Annotated in this window: 25 protein-coding genes and 1 pseudogene; 12 read left to right on the top strand and 14 right to left on the bottom strand. The window is 69.0% G+C overall.

Annotated features, from left to right (window positions below):
- The 4 genes and pseudogenes from ADK66_RS15575 to fxsT form a co-directional block, all read left to right on the top strand.
- Positions 1–358: pseudogene (locus ADK66_RS15575) on the top strand (hypothetical protein); the annotation flags it as partial.
- A gap of 104 nt (positions 359–462) precedes the next feature.
- Positions 463–2,079, top strand: a complete 1,617-nt coding sequence (locus tag ADK66_RS31450) for a GIY-YIG nuclease family protein (RefSeq protein WP_167945234.1) — start codon at positions 463–465, stop codon at positions 2,077–2,079.
- Positions 2,080–2,232: 153 nt separating this feature from the next.
- A complete protein-coding gene (locus ADK66_RS15585; RefSeq protein ID WP_167945233.1) occupies positions 2,233–3,735 on the top strand; it encodes a hypothetical protein in 1,503 nt (500 codons plus the stop codon).
- Positions 3,732–7,553: an FxSxx-COOH system tetratricopeptide repeat protein gene (fxsT, locus tag ADK66_RS15590; protein ID WP_157552531.1), complete on the top strand. Its 3,822-nt coding sequence runs from the start codon at positions 3,732–3,734 to the stop codon at positions 7,551–7,553. The genes ADK66_RS15585 and fxsT overlap by 4 nt, the downstream gene beginning before the upstream one ends.
- A 13-nt stretch (positions 7,554–7,566) precedes the next feature.
- Here fxsT and ADK66_RS15595 read toward each other — a convergent pair whose 3' ends face one another.
- Positions 7,567–9,363, bottom strand: coding sequence for an HEXXH motif domain-containing protein (locus ADK66_RS15595; protein WP_167945232.1), 1,797 nt, complete (start codon positions 9,361–9,363; stop codon positions 7,567–7,569).
- A 41-nt stretch (positions 9,364–9,404) separates the two neighbouring features.
- A complete protein-coding gene (locus ADK66_RS31455; RefSeq protein WP_157552534.1) occupies positions 9,405–9,581 on the bottom strand; it encodes a hypothetical protein in 177 nt (58 codons plus the stop codon).
- 138 nt (positions 9,582–9,719) lie between these two features.
- On the opposite strand from ADK66_RS31455, the gene ADK66_RS15600 reads away from it, so the two are divergent.
- Both ADK66_RS15600 and ADK66_RS15605 read left to right on the top strand, forming a co-directional pair.
- Positions 9,720–10,793, top strand: a complete 1,074-nt coding sequence (locus ADK66_RS15600) for an alpha/beta fold hydrolase (protein ID WP_053655872.1) — start codon at positions 9,720–9,722, stop codon at positions 10,791–10,793.
- A gap of 247 nt (positions 10,794–11,040) precedes the next feature.
- The gene (locus ADK66_RS15605) at positions 11,041–11,289 is read left to right on the top strand and encodes a hypothetical protein (protein WP_053655874.1); all 249 of its coding nucleotides are present in this window, start codon (positions 11,041–11,043) and stop codon (positions 11,287–11,289) included.
- A 69-nt stretch (positions 11,290–11,358) separates the two neighbouring features.
- On the opposite strand, the gene ADK66_RS15610 is transcribed toward ADK66_RS15605, so the two are convergent.
- The 5 genes from ADK66_RS15610 to ADK66_RS15630 all read right to left on the bottom strand — a co-directional run bounded on the left by ADK66_RS15610 (position 11,359) and on the right by ADK66_RS15630 (position 14,413).
- Positions 11,359–11,784, bottom strand: a complete 426-nt coding sequence (locus tag ADK66_RS15610) for an NUDIX domain-containing protein (protein ID WP_053655876.1) — start codon at positions 11,782–11,784, stop codon at positions 11,359–11,361.
- 67 nt (positions 11,785–11,851) lie between these two features.
- Positions 11,852–12,490: a hypothetical protein gene (locus ADK66_RS15615; RefSeq protein ID WP_053655878.1), complete on the bottom strand. Its 639-nt coding sequence runs from the start codon at positions 12,488–12,490 to the stop codon at positions 11,852–11,854.
- A 29-nt stretch (positions 12,491–12,519) separates the two neighbouring features.
- Positions 12,520–12,804, bottom strand: coding sequence for a hypothetical protein (locus ADK66_RS15620; RefSeq protein ID WP_053655880.1), 285 nt, complete (start codon positions 12,802–12,804; stop codon positions 12,520–12,522).
- Positions 12,801–13,781, bottom strand: coding sequence for a zinc-binding dehydrogenase (locus ADK66_RS15625; RefSeq protein WP_053655882.1), 981 nt, complete (start codon positions 13,779–13,781; stop codon positions 12,801–12,803). Before ADK66_RS15625 ends, ADK66_RS15620 begins: the two co-directional genes overlap by 4 nt.
- 113 nt (positions 13,782–13,894) lie before the next feature.
- Entirely contained in the window at positions 13,895–14,413 is a 519-nt protein-coding gene (locus ADK66_RS15630; RefSeq protein ID WP_231640046.1) for a TetR/AcrR family transcriptional regulator, read from the bottom strand.
- 82 nt (positions 14,414–14,495) lie between these two features.
- Between ADK66_RS15630 and ADK66_RS15635 the strand changes: the two genes are divergently transcribed.
- Positions 14,496–14,894 (top strand): nuclear transport factor 2 family protein, encoded by a 399-nt coding sequence (locus ADK66_RS15635; RefSeq protein WP_053655886.1) that lies wholly within the window; start codon positions 14,496–14,498, stop codon positions 14,892–14,894.
- 68 nt (positions 14,895–14,962) lie between these two features.
- On the opposite strand, the gene ADK66_RS15640 is transcribed toward ADK66_RS15635, so the two are convergent.
- From ADK66_RS15640 to ADK66_RS15665, 6 genes are all read right to left on the bottom strand, one after another.
- Complete coding sequence (locus ADK66_RS15640; protein ID WP_053655889.1) at positions 14,963–15,406, bottom strand: OsmC family protein; 444 nt, start codon at positions 15,404–15,406, stop codon at positions 14,963–14,965.
- Between the two features lie 52 nt (positions 15,407–15,458).
- On the bottom strand, positions 15,459–15,755 hold the full coding sequence (locus ADK66_RS15645; protein WP_053655891.1) for a DUF6582 domain-containing protein: 297 nt from the start codon (positions 15,753–15,755) through the stop codon (positions 15,459–15,461).
- Between the two features lie 120 nt (positions 15,756–15,875).
- Entirely contained in the window at positions 15,876–16,643 is a 768-nt protein-coding gene (locus ADK66_RS15650) for a CE1759 family FMN reductase (RefSeq protein ID WP_053655893.1), read from the bottom strand.
- On the bottom strand, positions 16,640–17,113 hold the full coding sequence (locus tag ADK66_RS15655; RefSeq protein WP_053655895.1) for a MarR family winged helix-turn-helix transcriptional regulator: 474 nt from the start codon (positions 17,111–17,113) through the stop codon (positions 16,640–16,642). Before ADK66_RS15655 ends, ADK66_RS15650 begins: the two co-directional genes overlap by 4 nt.
- Complete coding sequence (locus ADK66_RS15660; RefSeq protein ID WP_053655897.1) at positions 17,110–18,300, bottom strand: CE1758 family FMN-dependent luciferase-like monooxygenase; 1,191 nt, start codon at positions 18,298–18,300, stop codon at positions 17,110–17,112. The genes ADK66_RS15655 and ADK66_RS15660 overlap by 4 nt, the downstream gene beginning before the upstream one ends.
- Before the next feature lie 67 nt (positions 18,301–18,367).
- Positions 18,368–19,222, bottom strand: coding sequence for an SDR family NAD(P)-dependent oxidoreductase (locus ADK66_RS15665; RefSeq protein ID WP_053655899.1), 855 nt, complete (start codon positions 19,220–19,222; stop codon positions 18,368–18,370).
- 155 nt (positions 19,223–19,377) lie between these two features.
- Between ADK66_RS15665 and ADK66_RS15670 the strand changes: the two genes are divergently transcribed.
- Positions 19,378–20,895 (top strand): MFS transporter, encoded by a 1,518-nt coding sequence (locus ADK66_RS15670; protein ID WP_053655900.1) that lies wholly within the window; start codon positions 19,378–19,380, stop codon positions 20,893–20,895.
- A 4-nt stretch (positions 20,896–20,899) separates the two neighbouring features.
- On the top strand, positions 20,900–21,481 hold the full coding sequence (locus ADK66_RS15675) for a TetR/AcrR family transcriptional regulator (protein ID WP_053655902.1): 582 nt from the start codon (positions 20,900–20,902) through the stop codon (positions 21,479–21,481).
- 51 nt (positions 21,482–21,532) lie between these two features.
- Here the strand turns inward: ADK66_RS15675 and ADK66_RS15680 are convergent, their stop codons facing one another.
- The gene (locus tag ADK66_RS15680; RefSeq protein WP_053655904.1) at positions 21,533–22,462 is read right to left on the bottom strand and encodes an SDR family NAD(P)-dependent oxidoreductase; all 930 of its coding nucleotides are present in this window, start codon (positions 22,460–22,462) and stop codon (positions 21,533–21,535) included.
- A gap of 109 nt (positions 22,463–22,571) precedes the next feature.
- Here ADK66_RS15680 and ADK66_RS15685 point away from each other — a divergent pair, with 109 nt between their 5' ends.
- The 3 genes from ADK66_RS15685 to ADK66_RS15695 are packed head-to-tail and all read left to right on the top strand — an operon-like array spanning position 22,572 to position 25,617.
- Positions 22,572–23,237: a TetR/AcrR family transcriptional regulator gene (locus tag ADK66_RS15685; RefSeq protein ID WP_053655996.1), complete on the top strand. Its 666-nt coding sequence runs from the start codon at positions 22,572–22,574 to the stop codon at positions 23,235–23,237.
- 23 nt (positions 23,238–23,260) lie between these two features.
- Positions 23,261–25,405: a prolyl oligopeptidase family protein gene (locus ADK66_RS15690; protein WP_209273323.1), complete on the top strand. Its 2,145-nt coding sequence runs from the start codon at positions 23,261–23,263 to the stop codon at positions 25,403–25,405.
- A 17-nt stretch (positions 25,406–25,422) separates the two neighbouring features.
- On the top strand, positions 25,423–25,617 hold the full coding sequence (locus ADK66_RS15695; protein WP_053655906.1) for a helix-hairpin-helix domain-containing protein: 195 nt from the start codon (positions 25,423–25,425) through the stop codon (positions 25,615–25,617).
- The last annotated feature ends 10 nt before the right edge of the window (positions 25,618–25,627 follow it).

Below are 25,627 nucleotides of genomic sequence, written 5' to 3' on the forward strand. Positions count from 1 at the left end.
GACCGCAGACCAGTCGCGTGCCCACGAGGACCTGCCGTTCGTCTGGTGGGTCACCGACCACGTCATGCAGCACGATCGGCGAGCATGGTGGATGCGGCACTGGCTGCTCGGCACGGTCTGTCTTCAAACCCCTGAGGTCTTCGAACACCGTGAGCCTGTTCTGTTCGTCAGTCACGATGCGGACGACGGAGTGTGGCAGTTGATCGGAGCCACCGAAGCGAGCGGCAGCAACGGCAAAGTCGGGCACCTGCATCATGCCGTCGACGAGGACCCCAGCCTGATCGACGTTCTTGACCTGCCGCCCGGTGGCAGCGCGGTACGCGCTGGCGTCGGGAAACCGTGGACCGGCGACGCCTGACCTCGGCAGGCCACCTGAGGTGACTGGCCCTCATACAGTCCGATCATGAAGCTCCCGGTCCTGCTCGTTGTCTGGCAGCCTTGCTCGCTTTGGCCTACCCGCTGATGTGTCAGAGCGAGCTCTCGAGGAGCGTGAGGCGAGCCTCGCGCTACTTCCTGGCCGGTGTGCTGGTTACCGCCATCGCGGCTATATCTGTGCTCGGCGTTCAGCAGTCGATCGACGAATTCGGCCCGTCGTGGCGGGCGGCCACTGGACACGGCGTAGCGGGGGCATTCACACCCGAACGGGTGGATGCCGCCGGGAGAGGTGGCCGTCGTCAGGAGTGGCGCGGGACATTCGTCAGCACGGATCAGAGGATCATCCGTCGCGATGTGGTCCTTGATACGCCACCTGATCGGATGCGGATCGGCCTGACCGTGCCTGCAAGGGATACAGGAGCGCGAAGGGTTGTCTACGGTGAGGGGACACCGATCGCTCCAGTAAAGAGCCTGGCGGTGCTGGTGCTGATGGCGTTCGGCTGCGGCCTGGCGGCCTGGTGGCTGGTGGGAAGGCTGCGCCGGTCAGGTGGGCGAGGCGCGGCAGCCCGGAGGCAGCAGGGCAGCAGTAACGACCAGCGACAGGCGACTCGGGACAGCAAAGCGCTGCGGGAGAGTACGGTTGCTGGCCTATCTCGACCTGCCAGGGAAGCCGCAGGGAAGCCGACGCAAACCACGGAGCCGCTGCCCGTGAGGCGCCTTCGCGCTTCGACTGACGGCCCATGCCCTACTGTCGTTCACGTGGACGATCATGAAGTTGTTCGGCTGAAGATCGTCGGACTGAACTCGATCGCTCACCTACTGCCCAAGGCACGTGGCCGGTGTGGAGTGTACGAGTTGACATTCGCCGACGGCCAGCGCTACGTGGGACAGGCCGTCGATGTGGTGACACGGTTCTGCGCCCACCGCAGGACATGGTCCGACATGGTGGAGATCGCCTTTGAACGGGTCAGCCGCGCCCAGCTCGACAAGGTGGAGCGTGATCAGATTCGCCGGCGCGAGGCGGCCGGGGTGCAGCTCCGCAATGTTGTACACACCACGGGTCGCCTTGGCGCCAGCGAGCTGGACGTTCTCCTGCCCTCAGCGGAGCAGCGACGTTGGCTGGCTGACCACCAGCCGGGGATCGTTCGCCTCGGTGATCGGCCGGTCGACTCCGTCCTTCAGCACCGCAGTCGGCACCGGTTCAACCGGCTACAGGCCGATCCGCGGTTCACCGACGAGCTGGCTCGCCTGGTCGGTGCCTACCTGCGTGTCGCGATGCCGGTGCCGGAGCTGACGGAGCTGAGCTACTGGACGGTCAGCGCGCTCCCGTCCACCAGCGCCGCCACCTATCCGCGCCTGCTCACTGTCTCGGTGCACGCTTTGGAGACCCTGTTCGTCTACCACGAGAGGCACACTCCGCAGGAACTGCAGATCCGCTTGAACATTGACGGGGCCACCGCACGGTCGCACCTTCGTACTCGCATCGGGCTGGCGTTGATGCGGCCTGTCGAGGCTCACTACCGGATCCGCCCGGGGGTACTGGGACTGCACTTCACGTCGATGCGATCCGCCTACGACGCCCTCACCCGACCAGGAATCATCAAAGCGGCCCGTCAGCTCAACCTGGACCTCATGAGGAAGGGCCCGGCATTGAACTGGAAGACGCACTGTCCCGACCTCGTCGAGCACGTCTTATCCGTCTGAGGCCGCGGGTTCTACTGCCGGGCGGCTATGCGTTCAACCCAATAGGTGGCATGTTTCTGATCGTGGTCATAGGTCCCGTCGGGGACTGCCAGAAGGTAGCCTGTGACGACCGGGGCCCGCCCGGGGCCGCCATGCCCTTAAACCTGTGAGTACATGAAAACTGCGCAGACCAGCGGTGAACAGGTGCGGCACCGGATTCAGACGGTGCTCGTCGGTGTGCTCGAACGCACCCGACTGATGCGGGGCCCGGCCAGCCGCCAACTCCTCCTCGAACAACTCCAGGATCGCCTCGGTCCCTTCTCGCTCCGTGAGCACCCCGAGTTGCGGCTGCAGATGGCCGAGCTGGTGCGTGCCTGCAGCAGGCGCGCCAACGGGCTTCAGATCCTGGTGGAGACGATCGAGCACCTGGAACCGGGCACGGAGGAGGTCGTCCGGTTGCAGCGTCTCCGGGACGAGTGGGAGGCGGTTGAGGTCCTGACCGAGGAGGACTGGACCCAGCTGCGTCCTCTCCTGAGCAACCTCGTGCCCGTCAACCTGACCGTTCTGTATCAGCGCGCCACCGAGCACCGGTCGCCTGGGCCGCCGCCGTGGTGCGTCGACGCCTGGCAGGCGCTCGTCCACCTGGCAGGGCAGAACGCCGGCCCCGACGGCCTGCCCCCGAGCATGGCCTTCCTGGCGTTGCTCGAGGACCAGGTCGACGCGCAGGACGCCCGGTGGATCCGGCTGCGGAACAGTCGTGTGGCCACCGGACAAGGGCTGACGTCACAGCTGGAGGATCGGCGGGCATACCTGCACCGCGGCGGTGAACAGCCGATGGGCACCACGGCGTACCTGGTCGTCCAGGTCGAGCCACACCTGGACCCCGACGGCAGTGACGACACCTACGCGTTGTCGCATTTCCGCCAGTGGTACGGCGCAGACTTCTGGCATTCCCGGCAGGGCGAGCCCCGCCTGGTCCGTCTCCACGACCTGGAACGTGAGGTGGAGCGGGTAATCGAGCAGATGGAGATCGAATGGTCGGACCGGACCGGCACGATCGTGGTCGAGTTCGTCCTGCCGTGGGAACTGCTCAACGTCGGGGTGGACCGCTGGCGTAAGGAGATCGACAGTTCGCGGCCGATCGCTTTGGCCATGGACTATCCCGTGGTGGTTCGCAGTCTGGAACGGCTGCGCACCCGGCGCTGGCACCGTGCCTGGCACCAGCGCTGGCGGCAGCTGCTCGCGGCTCCCGCCCACAGCGCCGTCTTCTGGAGCCAACCCAGCGGTACGGACTACTTCACCAGGCTAGAGGCGGAACTCAAGGCGGACGATCGTGTGGTTTCACTCGTTCTCAGCGAGCCACCGGCGCAGCGTGGTGAAACCGGCCAGCAAGAGATCGAAGCGGCCCTGCGGGCCGGGCTGCCGGTGATCATCTGGCATCGGGGTGACTGCACCAGCGCCGAGTTCCGGGAAGCGGTCGCCAGTCTGGTAAGTGATGGAGGCCTGGGACAGCTGCCTATGCGTGCCAAAGAATTGCGGCACAAGGCGCTACAGCTCGAGCCCGCTTCGCGGGACGGCCACATCGGCCACCACCTGACGATCCTCTGGGACGATCCGGAGCGCAGGCCCGACGCGCTGGGCGCTCCCGCTGGTCGAGGAACAGGGGAGAGTTGGTGACCGGAAATGACGTGGAGGGCACCTGGGAGGCGATCTCTCAGGCGCTGCGTCCGCTGTCCGGTTCTTCGCCCGCCCCGGCGGGCGGGTGGGGCGTGACGGTTCTGGTCGATGCCGTCCGCTCGATGGTCGTGTGGGGTGACACTGTCGACAGCGTGGTGGCGGTGTTGCGCGATCACGAGGGTTTCGCAGCCGTCGAGGTGGTCCCGTTCGACTCCTCGCAGACGGGGCAGGCCGTTCTGGCCGGACAGGTCGCCATCGACGGACGGATCGTGCTGGTGCTGTCCGACGGCGCCGGAGCGGCCTGGCACGCCGGGACGATGCAGGCGTTGCTTCGAGCCTGGAGTCTCCGCGTGCCGGTCGCCATCGTGCACCTGCTGCCGCAACTGCAGTGGTATCGCACCGGTATCCGGCCCCGTCGCTTGCGGATGCGGCGGACCACCTTCGGCGGTGCCGCCAACGCCGATCTTGCGTGGGAGGTGCACAACCCGGCCCCGGACGTCCTCGACGATTCCGGCCCCCAGGGCAGCGACCCCATCCCGGTGCCCGTGCTCGAACTGGACCCCCGCTGGCTCGCCGCCTGGGTCCGGCTGCTCACCGGCGGCGAGGCGCATCTGCCCGCCGTTCTGGCAGCCACCGGGCTCCCGGACACCATCGCGCCGCCCCCGTCCGAGGGGGTGCCGTCCGCTCGGGCGCGCGTGCGCGAGTTCACCGCGTGGGCCACACCGACCGCTGTCACGCTCGCCACGCAGCTCGCCGCCGCCCCGCTCAACCTGGCCGTGATGAGATCGGTGCAGCGGGCCCTGATCCCGGATGCGCAGACGTCACACCTGTCCGAGATCCTCAACAGCGAGCTGCTGCATCCGGTGGCCGCCGCGGCGTCAACGACCGACGGCGCCGAGGTCACCTACGAGTTCCACCGGGGAGTCCGCCAGGAGTTGCTCGCGGCCGGGCGTCGCGCGGACGCGGTCCGGGTGCTGCGGGTGGTCGACGAGCAACTGGGGCCCACGGTTCCGGCGGTCCGTGGGCTCAGTCGGATGCTCGATGACCCCGACGCCACGCCGGTGCCTCCGGTGACCCCGGAGACCGCCCCGTTCGTACGGGTCGAACAGGCAGTGCTCCACGCCCTGTCCGGCCGTTACCTCGCCCGCGCGCGCCATCTGCATGAGGCGCTCGGTATCGAGGCGGAAACGCCCTCGACCATTGCTACGCGAAGCACGCCTCCTGGGACAATGGTGGCGGCAGCGGGCACCGATGATCGGACGTCAGAAGGAGCGCCAGTCGTGTCGAGCAGCGTGGCGGATGTGGTCGTACCGCAGAGAACACCATCCGGCGCGCCCGCCATCTGGGGCAGCGTCCCACCTCGCAACCCCAACTTCACCGGGCGCGAGTCGCTGCTGGTGCACCTGCACGAGCAGATGCTGCAGGGTGTGACGGCGGTGCTGCCGCACGCGCTGCACGGCATGGGCGGCGTCGGCAAGTCGCAGCTTGCGATCGAGTACGTCTATCGTCACCTGGACGAGTACGACGTGATCTGGTGGATCCCGTCGGAGCGTCCGGCCCAGATCGCCAATGCGCTGGCCGAGCTCGCCCAGCGCCTGCACCTGCCGGTGGGGCTGGAAGCCAACGCCGCCGTGCCGGCCGTGCGGGAGGCGCTGCGGCTGGGGCAGCCGTACGCCAACTGGCTCTTGATCTTCGACAACGCGGAGAGCCCGGAGGCGGTGCGGCGCTACTTCCCCAACGGCGGATCCGGTCGCATCATGGTCACCTCCCGCAATCCGCAGTGGTCGAACATCGGCCGCCAGCTCGCGGTGGACGTGTTCGCCCGGCAGGAGAGCGTCGACCTGCTCCGTCGCCGTGGCCCGGACCTCAGCGAGGAGGACGCCGATCGGTTGGCCGAGGCGCTCGGCGATCTTCCGCTGGCCCTGGACCAGGCGGCGGCCTGGCTCGCCGAGACCGGCATGCCCACCGACGAATACCTGCGGCTGTTCGAGGAGAAGCGCATCGAGCTGCTCGAAGTGTCGGTGCCGCTGGACTACCAGCTGCCGGTCGCCGCCGCTTGGAACGTTTCCCTCGACCGTCTGGCCGAGTCCAGTCCCGGAGCGCTGCGGCTCCTGCAGGTGTGCTCGTTCCTCGCTCCTCAGCCCATTCCCCGGACCCTGTTCAACCGGGGCCGAGCCGGCAACGTCCATCCGGTACTCGATGAGGTGCGGCGCGACCCGATGCGGCTCAACCGGGCCATCCGGGAGATCAACCGGTACGCCTTGGCCAAGATCTACCATCGGACCAACTCGATTGAGATGCACCGCCTGGTCCAGGCAGTGCTGATAGACCGGCTCGACGATGCCGAGCAGGCAACGATGCGGCACAGCGCGCACTTGATTCTCGCCGACAGCGACCCGAACGACCCGAGTTCACCGGCGAACTGGCGCACCTACGCCGACCTGTTCCCGCACGCTCTCGCGGCTCAGGCGTTCCGCTCCACCGACCCGTGGGTGCAGCAGCTGATCGACAACCTTTCCCGCTATCTCTACTGGTGGGGCGATCACCAGACCGCATTCGACCTGGCCGGGCTGGCCTACGACGCCCGGCGTGACCAGTTGGGCCCCGCCGACCCGTCCACCCTGCGGATGGGCCACTGGATGGGCTGGCTGCTGTTCGTCCTCGGCCGGTTCGAGGAGGCGGCCCGTCTCAACGAAGAGGTGCTCGCCATCTACCAGGAGACCGTCGAGGAGAGCAACGAGGATCTCCTGCGCGCGCTCGGCGCCGTTGCCGCCGACCGTCGAGTGGCCGGGGATTTCCAGGGCGCACTGGAGCTCGCCGAGGAGATCTATCAGCGGCATGTGCGAGCCCTTGGCCCGGACGATGTGGAGAGCATCACGGCGGGCCACAACCTCGCCGTGAGCCTGCGGCTGTCCGGTGACCTGAAACGCGCCTACGACATCGATCTGGAGAACCAACGGCTGCGCGTCCAGCTCTTCGGCGCGGATCATCCGATCACCCTGGAGAGCACCCGCAACCTCATCACTGACCGGCGTGAGCTCGGCGACTACGTGGGCGCCCGCGCCGAAGCACAGGCGGTCGCCGACCAGCTGCGTCATCAGCTCAGCCCTGGCCATCCGCAGACCCTGCGGGCGCTGCGGTCATTGGCGGTGGCGCTACGCACAGCCGGCGACCACCAGGCGGCCCGCCAAATCTCCGGTGAGGTCCGCGACAGCTTCCTCCGCCGCTACGGTGAGAACCATCCGGACACCGTCGCCGCCTCCCTGAACCTGTCGACCGACCTGCGGGAGACCGGCGACCTCGACGGTGCCGCCGAGTTGGGTGAGCAGGTGTACGCCAGCTATCGGCGGCTGCTGCGGAACGACAGGCACCCGCACACCATCGCCGCCCGGCTCAACTGGGCGGTTACCGAGCGGCTGCGCGGCCGGGTGGCGCAGGCGCGGCAGATGGACGAGGAGGGTTTCGCCCAGTTGCGGGAGCAACTCGGCGACGATCACCCGCTCACCTTGGCCGCGGCGCTCAATCTCGCGAGCGACCTCTACGCCGAGGGGCACTACGCGCAGGCGTACGAGCGGGACGTGGACGCGACCGAACGGCTGCGGCGGGTCCTGGGCGCGGAGCATCCGACCACTCTGGCCGGCTACGGCAACCTGGCCATGGACCTGCTCAAACTGGGGCGCGAGCAGGAGTCCGCAGAGCTGCACACGGCAACTGTGGCACAGTTCCGTCGAGCTCTCGGCGATGATCACCCGGCCACGGCGGCCGCAGTGGACCTGAACCGGCGGGCCAACTGCGACATGGACCCGCCGCCGCTGTAGGTGGGCGGGGGGTTCATCGCGGCCCGATCCAGGCGGCGAGTTCCACCGGGCCGGCGTCACCGCCGCGACTGCGTACGGCCCGGTGTACGGCTCTCACCAGCTCGGGCCGGTCTCGCAGGGCCTCCGCGGCCGGGCCAGGCCGGGTCTGCGCCAGGATCAGCCCGAGTCCGGACCAGGCGCCCGGCCGGTCGGGATCGGTCGACAATTCGTGCAGATATCCGCGCCGGGCGGCTTCCCGATCACCGGCCACGAGGGCCAGGTCGGCGGGGCGCGCGCCCGTCACCCGCGCGCCGATCGACGTCGGGTCGGCCAGAAGGCGCTCGAATCCGGCGGCGTCGGTCAGGCGCCAGAGCTCCAGGACCGCCCGCGCGTCGAGCCCTTGGGCGTTCGGGTCGGCTTCCAGGGCCGGTGCGACGGCGGGCAGGTCGGGCCGGTCGGCGCAGGCCATCCAGCACTCCGTGAACGTGGTGACCACCTCTGCGGGCGGCCGCAGATGATGAAGCCGCCACCGGGCACCATGGTCGGCGACGGCGTCGTGGGCGGCGGCGAGTGGTTGGTCGGGGACGCTGTCGGTCTGCCACCGGTCCGCAGTCGCGGTGAGGCCTGCCACGAGTCGGCGACCGAGCTCGGTGAGCTGCGGCAACTGCGCTATCAGAGTGAGTACGGCGCGCACCTGCCGGCGCCACCGGGCGAACTCGAAGTGCGCCAGGGTGGCGGCGTCGTCCGAGGCCCAGTGGCGTACCGCCCGCCAGAACTCGGTGATGCCCGCGAACGCGTACACCCCCTGCAGCAGGCCACCCAGCGGCCGGGGATCGTCTCGCCACGGAGCGTACAGTCGCCGGGCCGGCTCGCCGGTGTGCAGGGGAGCGAGGTGCAGGAGTGCGCCCAACTTGATGTGCTGGAATTCGTGCACCATGGTAACCGCGAGCTCGGTGGCGTCACGCGGCTCTGACATGGTCATGCATCCGAAGGCGTCGCCGGCCGAGGCGCTCATCGTGCGGAACCGCTCCGCCGGTGGCTGCGGCACCACCGAGAAGAGACCCCGGGCCATGGGCGTTGCCAGCGCCGGGCTGGTCTCGACGAGCATCTGCCACGCCTGCGTGAGCAGACCGCGCCAACGACTGAGCTCCGGGTCGCTCAGCGCCCGGGGCGGCGTCGGAGCCCGCAGATTTCGGTACGGGTCGAGACAGTCCAGCCGTACCGCGAGGGTGTGCTCGTCGGCTTGGACCCTCACGATGGACATGGCCTGCCAGCCGTCACCGCCGACTCGCACTTCGCCCGCTGGCGTGCTGACGACACCGCTGCCGGCGGACCCGCGCACCTCGGTGCTGTCCCATTGGGATGCTCCCTGTACGGGGGCGGCACCGAGGGTCGGCAGCACCGCGTGACCGTCGCGGACCGGCACGGTCATCCGGAAGTCGATACCGGCACGCAGGGCCGCCGCGGCGGCGAGAGAATGTAGATAGCCCAGGTCTACCCAGAGCGGTGCCGCGGAGCGGGCGGTGCCGCGCAGCCGCCGCAACGTGTAACCGGCCCAGACGCCCGCCTGGGGGTGCAGCAACAGGTCGTCGACAGCGGCTGGGTCGTGTCGTTCCGCCTCGGTGAGCAGGTCCCAGGCGGCCCGGACGGACGGGAGCGGACCGGTGTCGTGGTCAGGGCCGACGATGTCGAGCAGGGCGCGCAACTGCAGAAGACGCCAGCTCCGCTCGACGGCGAGGAGTTGAGCGACAGTGTGCACATCACCGCCACCGGAGGCGAGCGCGCTGACGTGTTGCTCGTCGAGTCGGTGTTGGCGGAGCGGCTTGCTCACGGCGTCGTCACCGCCCATCCAGGAACTCCAGGCCAAAGGTGTCAGTCGACGCGTTGAGGATTGTAGCCACTTGTGATGCTTTCGGGATCGTCAATGCGACGCAATAGCCGGCGCATGGGCGGAGCGAGGATCCGCTCGTCGTACGTCGGCAAATCGGCAAGTGTCACCTCCGTGAGGTCTGCCAGGTCCGACTCGATGTCGTCGATCGATCGGCTCACTAGTGGCGTCTCCTCACGTCGATGCGGCCTCTGCACTCATCATGTCGCACGCGGAGACGATTCCGGAAGCAGCAGGTGACGTTGAACGCCCCACTTCGGACGCTCCCGGAAACTGACCGTCCACGGTAGGTTGTCGCTATGTCCGAGCGCCTCGGAGTCGTGTTCGTGCACGGGTTTCTGTCATCGGCGGCCACCTGGACGCCGTTTCTGCGGCTGATCGAGACCGACGTCGACCTCGACTTCGTCGACCCCTATACCTTCGAATACCCGAGCCCGCCTGTCTCACTGCACCCATTGCGCCGTATTCCCGACATCAATGACATCGCCGACAGTCTTCGCACCTATTTGACACACGACCTCGGCGATCGGTCCCGACTCGTTCTGGTCGCGCACAGCCAGGGCGGGCTTGTGGCGCAGCGGATGATCGCACGCACCCTCGCGGGCGGATGCGGGCCGGAGTTGGCCCGCATCCGGCGGGTCGTCCTGTTCGCCTGTCCCAATTCCGGATCCGACCTGGCTCTGCTCCTGCGCCGGGGCGGCCTGTGGCGGCACCCCCAGGAACGCGAGCTGCGGCCGCTCAACCAGGCCATCTCCGACGCGCACCGGATCGTCGTCAACCAGGTCATCCACGCCACCGCGGTCACGGCCGCCACCTGCCCGATCCCGATCGTCGCGTACGCCGGTGAAAGCGACGGAGTGGTGACACCCGTTTCGGCGAGGAGTGTCTTCCCCGAGGTCGGCGTGCTGCCCGGCGACCACTTCTCGATCATCAAGCCGGATTCGCACGGGCACCGGTCCTACGTGGCCTTGAAACGACACCTGAAGGAAGCCTCTTCGATGCCCGACGTACCGGCGCCGCGACAGTCCAGCGAACAACTGTCCCCGGCGACGCGGTCGGCCCCCGTGGCGGCCGACGGGTACCGCGCGCTGGTCGATCGTCTGCTTGCCGTACCGCGGATGACCGAGCCGACGTTCCGCGAGCAGGTCTACGATCTCCTGCCGCCGGTGATCGTGCACCAGTTGCGGCGCGACACCGCGGCCCGGGTGGAGCTGTTCTCCCTGGTGCGGAGTTTCGAGCACTACCGGCACCTGGCACCGGGGGACTCCCTCGCCTCCGCCTTGGAGACACTCGTCCCCAACCATCCCGCGGTCGCCGATGTGATCGACGCGCTGTATGGCGTGGGTCTGTACAGCCCGTCGGAGCGCCGATGATCAGGGCTGGGGAGCTACGTTCCCTGGCGGGGCATGTCGTCGTACCTGGCCCGGCTGCGGGCTGTAGGCGGCCACGAGTTGATCCAACTGTCGTCAGCGGAGCGGAGATCGACTTGTATCGCGTCGCAGTCGACCGGTGATCGGCGTGACCTCCACCCTGTCACCTCGTCTGCCAGGAACGTTGGACTGTGGCGCGGGTGATCGGCGTTGCGCGGACAATGAAGGTATGAAGCGAGAGGTTCGCCTGATGCGGTTGACTGGGACGCGCGCCAACGGCGCGGTGGCGACGGGCGCGGCGGCTACAGGCGCGCGGGCTGCGGGGGCGGCGTCGCTCGGCGCCCTGGCCGTCGGGGCGCTGGCTGTCGGGGCCGTGGCTGTGGGGGTGCTCGTCATCGGGCGGCTCGCCATCCGCCGGGCGGTCGTGCGGGAACTGCGCGTCGGCCGGTTGGAGATCGACGAGCTGGTGGTGCACAGCCGACCCGGTGCCGAGGGATAACCCCGCTCGACGGTCGGCGTCAGCAGCATGGCGTTCTAGGGCCGGGGCCCACGGCCGGGTCAGTAGTGGTCAGGCTCGATGCTCGGCAAGAACCTTGCCGAGCATCGCACGGTAGCTGTGATGGGCCAGCGACAGTTCTCCAAGCGCCTCTTCGGTGAACCACCCGATGGCATCGTGTTCGTCCGGCGCGGCGTTGACCGGAGATCCCGTCCACGCCTCGATCAGCCAGATCTGCATGTCGAACGTGTCGGTATGAACCTCGTGCAGGGGCGGGCCCGAGGGCACCGCGATCTCGATGCCCACCTCCTCTCGAAGCTCTCGTGCAAGTGCCGCGCCGGGCGGTTCCCCAGGCTCCACGTGTCCACCGGGCATGTCCCAGACGTCCGGATACCACCGACGCCGGGGAGATCGGTGGCACAGCAGCACCCGGTCGCCGTCGCGCAGCAACGCCGTGACGATGCGCGCTTTGGAGGAGCCCTCCGCAGAAGTCGACACAGGCGCATCGTGCCACCGGTCGCAGCCGACGGTGTGCCCTGAACAGCCTGCCGCTGCCTGCCGCCCGCTAGAGGCTTCCGGACTCTGGCCAGTGCGACCAGTGCGTGTTGGGTGGCATGTCCGGCGCGTACCGTGTCACATCTCCTGTCGCCAGCACCTCGGCTAGCTGGCGGAAGGTCGTCGACTCACTGGGAGGTGCCTGGAGAGGGTCTGGGTGGTGCCACAGGTCCAGCCGCATGATCTCCGGGAGGTCGGCCGGGATCCGCCGCCGCAGCTCGACCTCGTCGGCAAGAAGCGGTTCCCGGTGATCCGGGACGAGCCGGCGAAGCACGTCGACAAGTTCCTCGCCCGGCTCGGCCGCCACCGTGATCCGCTGACCTCGCACCACAATCGACGAACCGGTGTAGATCTCAGGCTCGTCTACGTCCTCGATCTCGTGCCAGTTGTCGACCCGGCTGAGAAAGTCGTCGTTGCCGTAGCCCGGCTCGCCCTCGGTCAGGCAGTTGCCGAAGACGTGAACGATGTCGATGAGATTGCCAGCCCTGGGCGAAAATCCCAACGTCTCAACGATCAGCGCCCACCGCTGCGCGTCGCGGTAGGCGTGAAGCCTGGCATCGACCGCGTAGTTGTAGCCGTGGCCCAGGTCCGGAAACATGAATTCCTCGGCGGCGGTGTCGAGCTGGTCGAGAATCTCGGCGGAACGCACGGTCGTGCAGTGTAGTCACGCCGAAGCGGTCACTCGACGAACGTGCCGTCCGGATTCATGATCTGGTCTCGCACCAGCGGTACGAATGCCGACAGACCCCCGTCGTCCACGGCCACCGACATGCGGATGCGCCCATCGCCGTCGTGAACGGCGTGGCTGACCACGTTGTACCGCCTGCCGTCCTCGCCGACGACCTGGCGTACGTCTTTGTCGTCGACCACCGCAATCCATCCACCATGGTCGATGCATTGCCAGTCAGCCAAACGCGCGTCGGCAAGCCCTGCCGCTATCTCCTTGTCCACGTTCCTCCTCATCCCGCCGTCCGGTCGCCGATCACCAACAGCGACTTGCCCACCGTTGCCCGCTCGGCGAGTGCACGGTGGGCATCCTCGGCACGCTCCAGCGGGTAGGTGGCGCCGATCGCCGGCCGCAACCGACCCTGCGCGGCACGTTCCAGTGCCAGGCCGAGCAGTTCGCGTACGGTCGCCTGGTCCGGTGGGCCGTCCAGCAACGGTGCGAGCACCCGAATGCCGCGGCGCGCGGCCGACTCGGGGTCCGGTTCGGCGAAACCGTCGGCTGTGCCGTAGGTGACGAACCTGCCGCCGTCGGCCACCGCCTCCAGCGCGGCAGTGCCGAGGGGGCCACCTGCCCCGTCGTAGACCAACGCGGCACCGCCACCGGTCGCCTCCCGTACCCGGTGGATCCAGTCCGGCCGCGTGTAGTCGATGCCGACCTCGGCGCCCAACTCGCGGGCCAGCCGCAATTTGACGTCGCTGGACGCGGCGGCCACCACCTGGGCGCCGGCGTCGACGGCCAGCTGCACCAGCAGCGATCCAGCCCCGCCGGCAGCCGCTGACACAAGCACCCATTCGCCCTTCTCCGGCCGACCCAGCCGGTCCAGGCGCAGCGCGGTCACACCATCGTGCACGAGCGCCGCCGCTGCCTCGATGGCCAGCCCGTCAGGCACCGGCATGATCTCCTCGACGTTCGCCACGACCTGTTCGGCGTACCCGGTACTGGCCCATACGACCACGCGCCTACCGATCCACGACGGGTCCACACCTTCGCCGATCTCCACCACCGCGCCCGCACCTCCGCCACCTGGCACGTACGGCAACACCTTCGGGAAGAAGTCCTGACCCCAGCCGCTGCGCAGCAGGGTGTCGAGGAAGATGACGTCCGCCGCGGCCATGCCGACGGCGACCTGGCCGGGGCCGGGCGCCGGGTCGGGCAGCTCGCTGGGGGACAGCACCTCCGGACCGCCGAACACGGCCACCTGAATTGCGCGCATGCGTAACGCCCTTCGCCGAGACAGCATCCCGGCCAGTGTTCAAGCTGAAGCGCGGTTGAGGTCAAGGCGCGACCGGGCGCCGGTCCGGGCCGCCTGAACCACGAGGCTGACGGTCAGTCGCGGTTCAGGCCCGCAAAGACGACCGCGAGGGTACGGGCTTGCAGGTGCTTGTCCCATCCACCGTGCAGAGCGCCCTGGCACACGCTGGCAAGGAGCGCCATCACCTCGGGTAGCCGTACCGAGTCGGCGACGACTCCGGCGGCCTGCGCCTGTGTCAGAAGCCTGCCCACCGCTTCCTCCAGGTGCCCCACCGCGTCGGGAAGCCGGATGTCCACCCCCGAGCCGGCGAGCAGGTCCACTGCGGTCTTCTTCGCCGCTGCCTGTGCCACCGTGTGCGTGAAGAACGCGAAGAGGTCATGGCCTTCGGCGTCCTCGACGAGCTGCGCGAGCAGTCGTTTCATGATCGCGACGAGCAGGTCGTCCTTGGTCGGGAAGTGACGGAAGACCGTACCGATGGCAACGCCGGCTCGCCGCGCGACCTCCTCGGTGGAGGCGCGGGCACCGAACTCGGCGAAGACCGCCTCGGCGGCGTCCAGGATGCGTGCCCGGTTGCGCTGCGCGTCGACACGCAACGGCGGCCCCTCTATCAAGATGAGCCTCCACTCACTATCCTCGGCGTACAAATTGAGTCATGACTCATTATCGGGGGCCGCCATGACACCAGCCGAGATCTTCGACAGCATGCGTGCCCGGTGGCTCGCGAACCTGCCCACCTACGAAGAGGACTCGCTCGCCGACGACGTGGTGATCGAGACACCGTTCGCCGCACCCGGCAGCCCTACGCGAACCGAGGGGAAGCAACGGGTTCTTGAGTACACGCAAGCCGGCAGGGCGGGGTTCCCGGTCCAGTTCCACGACTGCCGCAACGTGGTCGTGCACGAGACCGCCGACCCCGAGGTGATCGTCGTCGAGTACGAACTGGTCGGCACGCACACGGCGACCGGGGTAACCGCCTCGGCGCCGTTCATCGGGGTGCTGCGGACCCGGGACGGCAAACTGGCCCACTGGCGCGAATATCAGCACACCCTCGCCATCGCCCAGGCACTGGCCTGAACCACGATCGGGCAGCCACATCGGCCGTACGGGATGTGGCACTGTCGCCTTCGTCCCGGCCCGACCGCTCAGTCGGCGGCGGCTCCAGCCGCATCGACGACCGCGACGGGAGTGCCCAGTTCGACGGTACGGGAGACGGTGCACAGTCGTTCGTGCGACTGCCGCATCGACCGGGGCAGCGCCTCGCGTGCCCGGTCACCGTCCGCGCCCTCGGGGAACGTCACTGTGAACTCGACGGTGAGATCGCGCATGCGGCTACCGCCGGCCCCGTCCCGGATCTTGTCGCCGCTGATCTTCACGGAGAATTGCGTCGGCTCGGCGCGACGGCTGGTGATGTGGTCCACGTTCACCGCGGTGCAGCCGCCGATGGCAGCCAGGAGCAGCTCCACCGGCGTGAAGCTGGCGTCCTCGCCGGTGCCCATCGACAGCGATCCGCCGCGGACGTTGCGCGCGACGTATCGCCCCACGCTGGTGCGCTCGACCGTCACCGAGCGGAAGCTGTCATCACTCATTGCAGGAAACTACCCTGACGCCGAGCCACCGCCCCGCCGCGCGGTCGTCCGGTCAGTGGGCGGGGTTCGGCGTGTGGGGTAGCCGACCCAGCTGGTGCCAGTCGGTCTCGGCGACCTCGACGCCATAGTGTGCAGCCGCGGCGAGAATATTCTGGAACGCCAGGTCACGATCGGCGTCGTCCACGCCCTGCACCTGGTCGAAGCGGGCGATGGCGTTTCGGACGTGTGCCGCGTCGGTAAGCGGTTCCTTGCGTTCGTCCGGAAACGCGAAGACTGTCGCCGGCAGCTCGCGCTTGTCCTTCTCGGAGAGACTGCCGTGCTGCTCGTGGGGCTTCCAGGTGGACTTCATCGCCCACCTTTACCCATTCGCCAGCCGCAGGCACCTCCGCACCGCTATTTCGGCGCGACCTCGCAGGACGCGCGGACCGAGGAACGTGAGGTGCCGCGACGGCTCCGCTCCCGCAGCACGTCAGGCGGCACCGGCCCCGCGGTCGGTCATTGCCGAGCTGCCGGTCACGGTCGAGGTGCCGGGCATGGCCGCGCCGCCGGTCGCTAGGCGCATGAGGTCGGTGTCGAAGTCGACCTCCTGCGGCCGGTCCGGTCGGGCGTTGCCGCCCCAGGTGTGCTGGTAGCGGTCCCATCCCTGCCCGGTGATGGCACTGCGGATCGAACTCGCGACGAGGGTCGCCAACTCGACGGCGGTCCGGTCGATCCGCCGGCCGAGGGTGGGGTCGGCCCAGTCCTCGGGGGCGGCGAACACCGAGGTCGGGACCGGCAGGGCACGCATGAACGCGAAGAGCGGACGCAGTTGGTCGTCGATGACCAGGGCATGGCGCGAGGTGCCCGCGGTCGCGGCGAGCGCGATCGGTGTGGCGATGAGCAGGTCGTTGTCGAGGATGTCGACGAAAGACTTGAGCAGACCGCTGATGCCGGCCTTGTAGACGGGCGTGGTGAAGACGGCGCCGTCGGCCGCGGCCAGGGTCTGGATCGCGGTGAGGAGTTCACCCTGTGGGTATCCGCTGACGATCGCGTGGGAGATCTCGCCGGCGAGTGGCCCCAGGTCGATGACGGAGACGGTGGCCGGGACGCGCTGGCCGGTGAGCTGGTCGAGCGCCTTCTGGGCGATGCGGTCAGCGAGCCGACGCGATGACGAGGACGTGCCGATGCCCGCGTTGACGACGACGATGCGGCGGGGTGGGGTGTCGTCGGCTTCGAGGGCCGAGGGGAGGGCGGTCATGAGGGTTCCTGACTGTCGTGCCGGGGCGGGCCCGGGGCGGCGCTGTCGACGATCTGTTGGGCGAGGGCGCGGAGCTGGACGAGCTGGTCCGGGGCGAGGGCCTCGGTCATGGCGGCCGTGACGGCGGCGGCGTGGCGGGCGCCGACGGCGCGTTGGAGTTCGACCCCCTCCTCGGTCAGCGTGAGCACGGAGGCGCGACGGTCGCGTGGATCGCAGCCCCGGCTGACGAGCCCGCGCTGGATGAGGCGGTTGCACAGCCGCGACACTCCGGCCTGGGTCAGGAGAATGCCGCGGTTGATCTCGGTCATGCTCAGGCCCTGGGGTGATTTCTTGAGGGTGTAGAGGACGTCGTACTCGTTGGGTGTGAGTTCGTGCCAGATGTCGTCGTCGGTGAACCGGCGGGCGAGGACGACCTGGGCCCGGAAGAGGGCTTCCCATGCCTCGTTGGCCAGGCGTGCCTCGGCGTTCACTTGATCACTGGGTAGATCGCGGGCGCGCTGGGGTCGCTGTCCTGGTACGGCGAGGTGCCCGTGACGTTGTCGCCACGGTTGGCGTTGGGGCGGGGCTGGCGCGGCGGTGTGTCGCCGTACTTCTGCCGCACCAGGCGCTCGTGGGTGGGGGCCTCGGCAGCGTGCGGGGATCGACGGGAGGCGAACTCCTTGCGCAGCACGGGGACGACCTCCTCGCCGAGCAGATCGAGCTGATCCAGGACGATCTTCAGCGGGAGGCCAGCGTGGTCCACGACCCAGAGTTGGCGTTGGTAGTCACCGAACAGGTCGTGGGATTCGAGGGTCTTGTCGATGACCTGCTGCGGGCTGCCGACGCTGAGCGGGGTGCGCTCGGCATAGGTCTCCAGCGAGAGGCTGTGGTCGTAGACCGGGGCCTCGTCGAAGTACGGGCGGAACGTGCGGAAGGCGTCCTGTGAGTTGCGGGCAAGGAAGACCTGGCCGCCCAGGCCGACGATCGCCTGCTCCTCGGTCCCGTGGCCGTAGTGCGCGAAGCGCTTGCGGTAGAGGTTGACCAGCGGCAGGAAGTGGCCGGTAGGCGCCAGGATGTTGTTGGCGAAGAAGCCGTTGCCGTAGTAGGCGGCCTGCTCGGCGATCTCGGGCGTCCGGATCGAGCCGTGCCAGACGAACGGTGGCACGTCGTCCAACGGCCGAGGCGTCGAGGTGAAGCCCTGCAAGGCCGTGCGGTACGAGCCCTCCCAGTCCACGACATCCTCGCGCCACAGCCGGTGCAGCAGGTTGTAGTTCTCCAGAGCCAGGGGCAGGCCCTGACGGATGTCCTGACCGAACCAGGGGTAGACGGGCACTGTGTTTCCGCGGCCGAGCGTGAGGTCCAGCCGGCCCTTGGCCAGGTGCTGGACCATCGCGTACTCCTCGGCGATCCGCACCGGATCGTTCGTGGTGATCAGCGTGGTCGACGTCGAGAGGATGATCCGCTTGGTCAGCGCCGCGACATGGGCCAGGAACGCCGCCGGGGAGGAGGAGAAGAACGGCGGGTTGTGGTGCTCGCCGATCGCGAAGACGTCCAGACCGACCTCCTCGGCCTTTACCGCGATCTGCGTCATGGCGTCGATGCGCTCCGCCTCGCTGACGGTGACCCCCGTGACCGGGTTTCGGGTGACGTCACTGACGGAGAAAATGCCGAACTGCATGGCGATACCTTTCCGAGGGGTGGTCAGGTGTCCCTGGCCCTGATCATGGACGCTGCCGGGACGGCGGTCAGGAGGCGCGAGGGCCGAGCAGCTCGGTGCGCAGCGCGTCGAGCTGCGCGTCGCTCTCGGTCGCGACGCGGCGCAGGATGTCCTCGGCGTCGTGCCCAACGGGGGCGCGGCTCGGGGCGGGCTGCTCGGTGGCGAGGCGGATGACCCACTCCGCGGCGTCCACGGCGGGCAGGCCGGAGCTCTGCATGCTGTTGAGCGCGTCCGCGAAGGCGGTGAAGCTCTCCCCGTAGAGGTTGGCCTGCTCCGGGGTGAAGGCCGAGGCGACGCGCTCCAGTGCTGCGGCGGTCTTGGCGGGGCCGCCGGTGAGCATGTTCCCGGCCTGGGCGATCACGACGTCAACGCCGAACGGGCGCAGCTCGTTGCGGTAGACGTCGGCGATCGCCTCGAGTGCCGCCTTTGTCGCGCTCGACGGTCCGTTGAACTGAAGCGGGAAGCGGCCGGTCATCGCGCCGATCAGCACGATGCGCCCGTGGGCGGCGCGCAGCAGCGGCAGGAAGGCGTTGGTCGCCGAGATGGTGCCGAGGACGTTGACGTCGAACTCCCGACGTACCTCGTCGATCGGCAGTGCCTCCAGCGGGCCGGGGGTGAGGATGCCGGCGTTGTTGACCAGGATGTCAAGGCCGTGGTCGCCCACGGCCTTACCGACCTCGTCCGCCCAGGTACGGACGGCCGCGTCGTGGGTGATGTCGACGACGCTCAGGACGATGCCCTGCTCGCCCGCGAGGCCAGCGGCCTCTTCTGCCGAGATGGCGGTCCCGTAGACCGTGTAGCCCAGTCCCGTGAACTGCAGGGCGAGTTCGCGTCCCAGGCCGCTTGCTGCGCCGGTGATGGCTACTGTCCGAAGCTCAGACATGATCCGTGTCCTCGAATGTCGTGTGCCCTCCGTCTGGGGCGGCGTACCCGGCTCAACTTACATGACGAATCATGTATTCCAGCGGGTTCCGCAAAACGGGCAAGTGGCACAGGTCACCCTGACGAACTGCACCGACTGGTCGGTACATTTCCCCTGTGACTTTCTCCGCGACCCCGGCCGCCGGGCCGGTGTTGACTGCCCGCCGACGGTGGGCGGCGCTCGCCGTGCTGGCTGCGGCTGTGCTGCTGCTCGCCATCGACGGGACGGTGCTCTCGCTGGCGGTGCCCGCGTTGACAGCGAGCCTGGCGCCGAGCGCGGAGGAGGTCCTCTGGATCGGCGACATCTACTCGCTGACGTTGGCGGGCCTGCTCGTGCTGATGGGCAACCTGGCCGACCGGTTCGGGCGTAAGCGCATCCTGCTGATCGGGTCGGTGGCGTTCGGTGCGGCATCGCTGCTGGCCGCGTTCGCCCCCAGCGCGCAGGCCCTGATCGGGGCGCGTCTGCTGCTCGGTGTGGCGGGCGCGACGCTGATGCCGTCCACGCTGTCGCTGATCCGCAACATCTTCCCCGACAGCGGCGAACGGACCCGGGCGATCGCGATCTGGTCCACAGCCTTCGGCGCGGGGTCGGCGATCGGGCCGCTTGTGGGCGGGTTCCTGCTCGAGCACTTCTGGTGGGGTTCGGTGTTCCTCATCAACGTACCCGTGATGATCCTCGTGGTGGTCTCTGGTCTTTTTCTGCTGCCGGAGTCACGCGATCCGCAACCGGGCCGCTTCGATGTGCCCTCCGCGGTGCTGTCCATGGCGGCGATCGTGCCCCTGGTGTACGCCATCAAGCACGTGGTCGGGGCTGGCGTCGACGGCGTGACGGTGTCGTGTGTGCTCGCCGGGCTGGTGGCCGGCGTGCTGTTCGTACGGCGTCAGCGGACGCTGGAGCAACCAATGCTCGACGTCGAGTTGTTCCGCAACGCGGCGTTCTCCGGGGCGGTCGTCGCCAACGTCATCTCCATCTTCGCGTTGGTGGGGCTGCTGTTCTTCTTCTCGCAGTACCTCCAGTTCGGCCGAGGGCTCCGCCCGCTTCAGGCAGGTCTCGCCGAACTGCCCGCGACTCTGGCTTCGATCGTCGTCATCGCGATCATCGCGCAGGTCGTGGCCCGGCTCGGCCGGGGCAGGGCCATCGCGCTTGGACTGGGCCTGGCCGCCGCGGGACTGGCAGCGGTGGCGGCGGCCGCGCACGGGCCGTACCTGTGGCTCGGTCTGGCGCTCGTGCCCATCGGCCTCGGGATCGGATTGGCGATGGCGCTGACCGGCGACGCCATCCTCTCGGCCGCGCCACCACGCAAGGCCGGCTCCGTTTCGGCGATCACCGAGACCGCGAACGAACTCGGCGTGGTGCTCGGCATCGCGGTGTTGGGCTCCCTGCTGTCGCTCGTGTACCGCAGCAACGTGAGCGTGCCGGCCGGGCTGCCGCCCGAGGACGCGGCCCGGGTCCGCGACTCGCTGGGCTCGGCGCTTCAGGTGCTGCAACCGCAGGCCGCAGCCGGTGCGCGGGACGCGTTCATCACCGGCATGCAGGTCACCTCGCTTGTCGCTGCGGCGCTGACCCTTGCGGCGGCGCTGCTGGCCTGGGCGCTGATCCCGTCGCCGCGCACGCCGCGACCGTCGGTACGGTGACGCTGTGGGACGCACAGCCGGTCGCTCACCGCAGGACACCCGACGGGCGCTGCTGGACGCGGCAGCGGAGGCCGTACGCACCCGGGGGATCCATGCCTCGCTGGACGACATCGCCCGCTTCGCCGGCGTCTCGAAGGGCGGATTGATCTACCACTTCGCCAGCAAGGACGAGCTGATCCTGGAGCTGGCCCGGGATCAGCTCGCCGCCTTCCATGCCAGCATCGACGCCGCGCTGGACCCGTCGGACACCGCACCCGGCCGACTGACCCGCGCCTACATCCGGGCGGCGGTGGTGCCGGCCGATGACGACACCGACGTACGCGAATCGTTGGCTCTGATCACCCAGCTCATGACTCTGCCGGCGGTCGCCGAACTCGCCCGGGCCGACGCGGAACGGTGGGACGCGGCGCTCGCCGCCGATGGGCTGCCCGCCGACGTGCTGGCGCTTGTGGTGGCAGCGGCGGACGGGATGAGCACCGCGCCCCTGTGGGGTGCCTCGACGCAGAAGCTCCCCCGTCGACGGCTGGCGGAGCGGCTGCTCCACCTGACCCGGCACCCGCACCTGTGGGACGCGGTCACCCCGTGACGCCACTGAGCCGGCGCGGGCAGCACCTCGGGGCGCGGACGGCGTCCCCGTCTACGCCGTGACGGCCGGTCGGACGGACTGACCGACGGGGAACCGCACCCCGGTGAGGTCTTCGGAGACGGCCCACAGCCGCTGCTGGACGGCGACGTCGTACGACTGCGGGCTGGAGGTGACAAGTCGGGGATGGCCCTTGACCTCGTTGAGTCCGTCGGGACCGTAGTACTGGCCGCCCAGCGCGGCGGGGTCGGTGGCGGCGCGCAGGGTGGGCAGCGCGCCCATCGCCGGCGGCTGAAGGATCAGCGGCGCGAGCCAGGTCAGCGGAAGTCGGATGGCCGCGGGGATGTTGCGGGCCAGATCGGTGCTGGAAACGCCGGGGTGCGCGGCCATCGCGACCGTGGTGCCGTGTGTGGAAAGGCGGCGCTGCAACTCGTAGGTGAACATCAGGTTGGCCAACTTGGACTGACCATAGGCGCCGACCCGGCTGTACGACCGCTCCCACTGGAGGTCGTCGAAGTGGATGGCGGCCTGGATGCGGTGGCCGGTGCTGCTTACCGTCACCACGCGGGAGCCGGGCACCGGCAGCATCAGGTCCAGCAGCAGCCCGGTGAACGCGAAGTGGCCGAGGTGATTGGTGCCGAACTGCATCTCGAAGCCGTCCTGTGTGGTCTCCCTCGGGGTGTACATCACGCCGGCGTTGTTGATCAGCAGGTCGATCTGGTCGAACCGGGACCGCAGCGCCGCCGCCGCGCTCCGGACGGAGTCGAGCGAGGTCAGGTCCAGCGCCTGCACTGTCACGTCGCCGCTCATGCGGGCCGCGGCCTGCTCGCCCTTCTCGACGTTGCGGACGGCGAGCACCACCGACGCCCCGCGCTCGGCCAGCGCCTTCGCGGTCTCGTACCCCAGCCCGGTGTTGGCCCCGGTCACGACTGCCACCCGCCCGCGTTGGTCTGGAATGTTCGCGGTCGTCCACTTCTCGCCCATGTCAGGCTCCCAACGTGTCTAACGTACCGGAAGTATCTTGTTGCGGCCACGCTAGGGTACCGACGGTACGTTGTCAACGTACCGTCGGTATCTAAGCTAGGCTGTGATCGTGACTTTCCAGCGGGCGCGCACCGAAGAGCAGCGGGAGATCCGCCGACAGGCGATCCTCGACGCGGCATCGGCGATGCTCGACGAGATGCCGGTGGCCGCTGTCACCCTCAACGAACTCAGCCGCCGGGTGGGCCTCGCGAAGCCGAACGTGCTGCGCTACTTCGAATCCCGCGAAGCGGTGCTGCTGGAACTGCTGAACCGCTATCTGCAGGAGTGGCTGACGGACCTGGCGGGGGAGTTGGCTGCCGGCGTCGACGAGAACCTGCCCATGGCCGAGCGGGCGGCAGCGGTGGCCGAGATCCTCAGCCACTCACTCTCCGGCCGAGTGGCGATGTGCGACCTCTTCGGCGCGCAGGTGAGCGTCCTGGAACACAACGTCTCCGTCGAGGTCGTGACACGCTACAAGCGCGCCTCACTGGAGCGCCTGACAACCATGACCGCCCTGATCGAGAAGTACCTGCCGGAGCTGGGCGGCGACGCCACGCTGTTCAGCCTCCAGGCAATGGTCATGGCCGGCGCGCTGTCGGCGTACAGCACGCCCCCACCCAGCCTGCTGGCTGCGTACGAGGCCGAACCCGACCTGGCCCCGCTGCACCTGTCGATGAAGGACCACTTGAGGCAGGCGCTGACCGCGACCCTCCTGGGTGTGCTGCCTCGCGGCTGACCTGCGCGTGACGTCGGACGACGTTGAGTCGCCATGCCGACATCCGGGCATCCGTACCGGTCGTTCGTCGGGATAGTGGCGAGGTGGCGACGCTGGCCGGTGAGGGCGATGACCCGTACCTCTGGTTGGAAGATCTTGGCAGCGGCGCGGACGCTGCCCTGTGGGTCCGGAACCGCAATGAGGAAACCATCGCCGCCCTGACCGGCAGCGAGACGTTCGTCGGCCTGCGGGACGAGATCCGGCAGGTGTTCGACGCCGACGACCGCGTCCCGTGGCCGCGATGGCGCGGTGACGCCCTCTACAACTTCTGGAAGGACGCGGCGCACCCGCGCGGGGTGTGGCGGCGCACGACCCTCGACAAGTACCGCCGGCGCGAGCCGGAGTGGGACACGCTGCTCGACGTCGATGCCCTGGCCGCCGCCGAGGACGAGAACTGGGTTTGGCAGGACGTCACGGTGCTGCGGCCCGGCTACGAGCGGTGCCTGATCAGCCTCTCCCGGGGCGGCGGCGACGCGGCTGTGGTACGCGAGTTCGACCTGCGGCGCCGGGCGTTCGTGGAGGACGGCTTCAGTCTGCCCGAGGCGAAGAGCGACGTCCGTTGGATCGATGCCGACCACGTGTACGTCGCCACCGACTTCGGGCCCGGTTCGCTTACCTCCTCCGGCTATCCACGGATCGTGAAGCGGTGGCGGCGCGGCACACCTCTGTCCGAGGCCGCTGTCGTCCACGAGGGGCGCGCCGACGACGTGTGCGTGTGGGCGTCGCACGACCCGACACCTGGGTACGAGCGCGACTTCGCCGGTCGCCGGCTCGACTTCTACCGCAGCGAGAGCTACCTGCTGACGGAGGCGGGCGAGCGGATCCTGATCGCCGTGCCGCCGGACGCCCAGTGGCAACCGCACCGAGAGTGGCTGCTGGTCCGACCGCGTTCACGGTGGACGGTCGGCGGGGTGACCCATCCCGCGGGCGCCCTGCTCGCGGTCCGGTTCGACGCGTTCCTCGCCGGCGAACGGGACCTGACGGTGCTGTTCCAGCCCGATGCCCACACCGCGCTAGACTCCTACACCCGGACCCGCAACCACCTGATCCTCGCCACCCTCGCCGACGTGAAGAGCCGGCTGGAGGTGTTGACGCCCGACGGGACAGGCTGGCGGCGGGAGCCACTGCCCGGAACGCCGGAGCTCGACCACAGCGAGATCGTGGGCACCGATCCCGACCACAGCGACGCCTACCTGCTCGCCTCCGAAGGGTTCCTTCGACCGGCGGCGCTCCTGCACGGCCACATCGGCGGCGCGGTCGAGACGCTCAAGCGGGAACCGGAGTTCTTCGACGTCGGCGGCCACGCGGTGCGCCAGTTCTTCGCCACCTCCGACGACGGCACCCGCGTGCCGTACTTCGTGGTCGGGGATCCGAGCGCGCCCGCCGGGCCGTCCCTGCTCACCGGCTACGGCGGGTACGAGGTGTCCCAGACGCCGTACTACAGCGGGGTCGTCGGCCGGGGTTGGTTGGCGCGGGGCGGCTCGTACGTGGTGGCGAACATCCGCGGCGGCGGGGAGTACGGCCCGCAGTGGCACCGCGCAGCGATGCGGGAGAACCGACCCCGGGCGTACGAGGACTTCGCGGCGGTCGCTGCCGACCTGGTGGCGCGCGGGATCACCACCCCGGCGCAGCTCGGCATCGAGGGCGGGAGCAACGGCGGACTGCTGATGGGCGTGATGCTGACCCGGTACCCCGAGCTGGTCGGGGCGGTCGTCGCCAGCGTGCCGTTGCTGGACCTGCGGCGATACCACCGGCTGCTGGCCGGGGCCTCCTGGATCGCCGAGTACGGCGACCCGGACCGGCAGGAGGACTGGGCCTACCTGCGCGGGTACTCGCCGTACCACAACGTCCGTGGTGACCGCCCGTACCCGCCGGTCCTGTTCGTGACCTCGACCCGGGACGACCGGGTGCATCCGGGGCACGCGCGCAAGATGGCGGCCCGGCTGCGCGAGTACGGCCATGAGGTGGCGTACTACGAGAACGTCGAGGGAGGACACGGCGCGGCGGCCAACAACGAGCAGCGGGCCTTTGTCCGGGCGCTGATCTACGAGTTCCTGTGGCGGAAGCTGGCCCGGTCGGCGGCAGTCCCGCGTCAGATCTCGCCGGTGCGAGACCAGGTCCGGTGGTGAGGCTTAGGATCGGCGGCATGTCCTCCGCACTCGACACTCTGCCGAAGATCGGTGCGCCGGCGACGCGGGCCCTCAACAACGCCGGATATTCGACGTTGCGGGACCTGGCGGGGGCGCCGCGCGCCGAACTGGCCAAACTGCACGGCATGGGCCCGAAGGCGCTCGGGATCATCCAGAGTGCGTTGGAGCAACACAACCTGAGCCTGGGATAGTGCGGGCACT

Source organism: Micromonospora sp. NRRL B-16802 (genome assembly GCF_001279555.1).
GTDB classification, from domain to species: domain Bacteria; phylum Actinomycetota; class Actinomycetes; order Mycobacteriales; family Micromonosporaceae; genus Micromonospora; species Micromonospora profundi.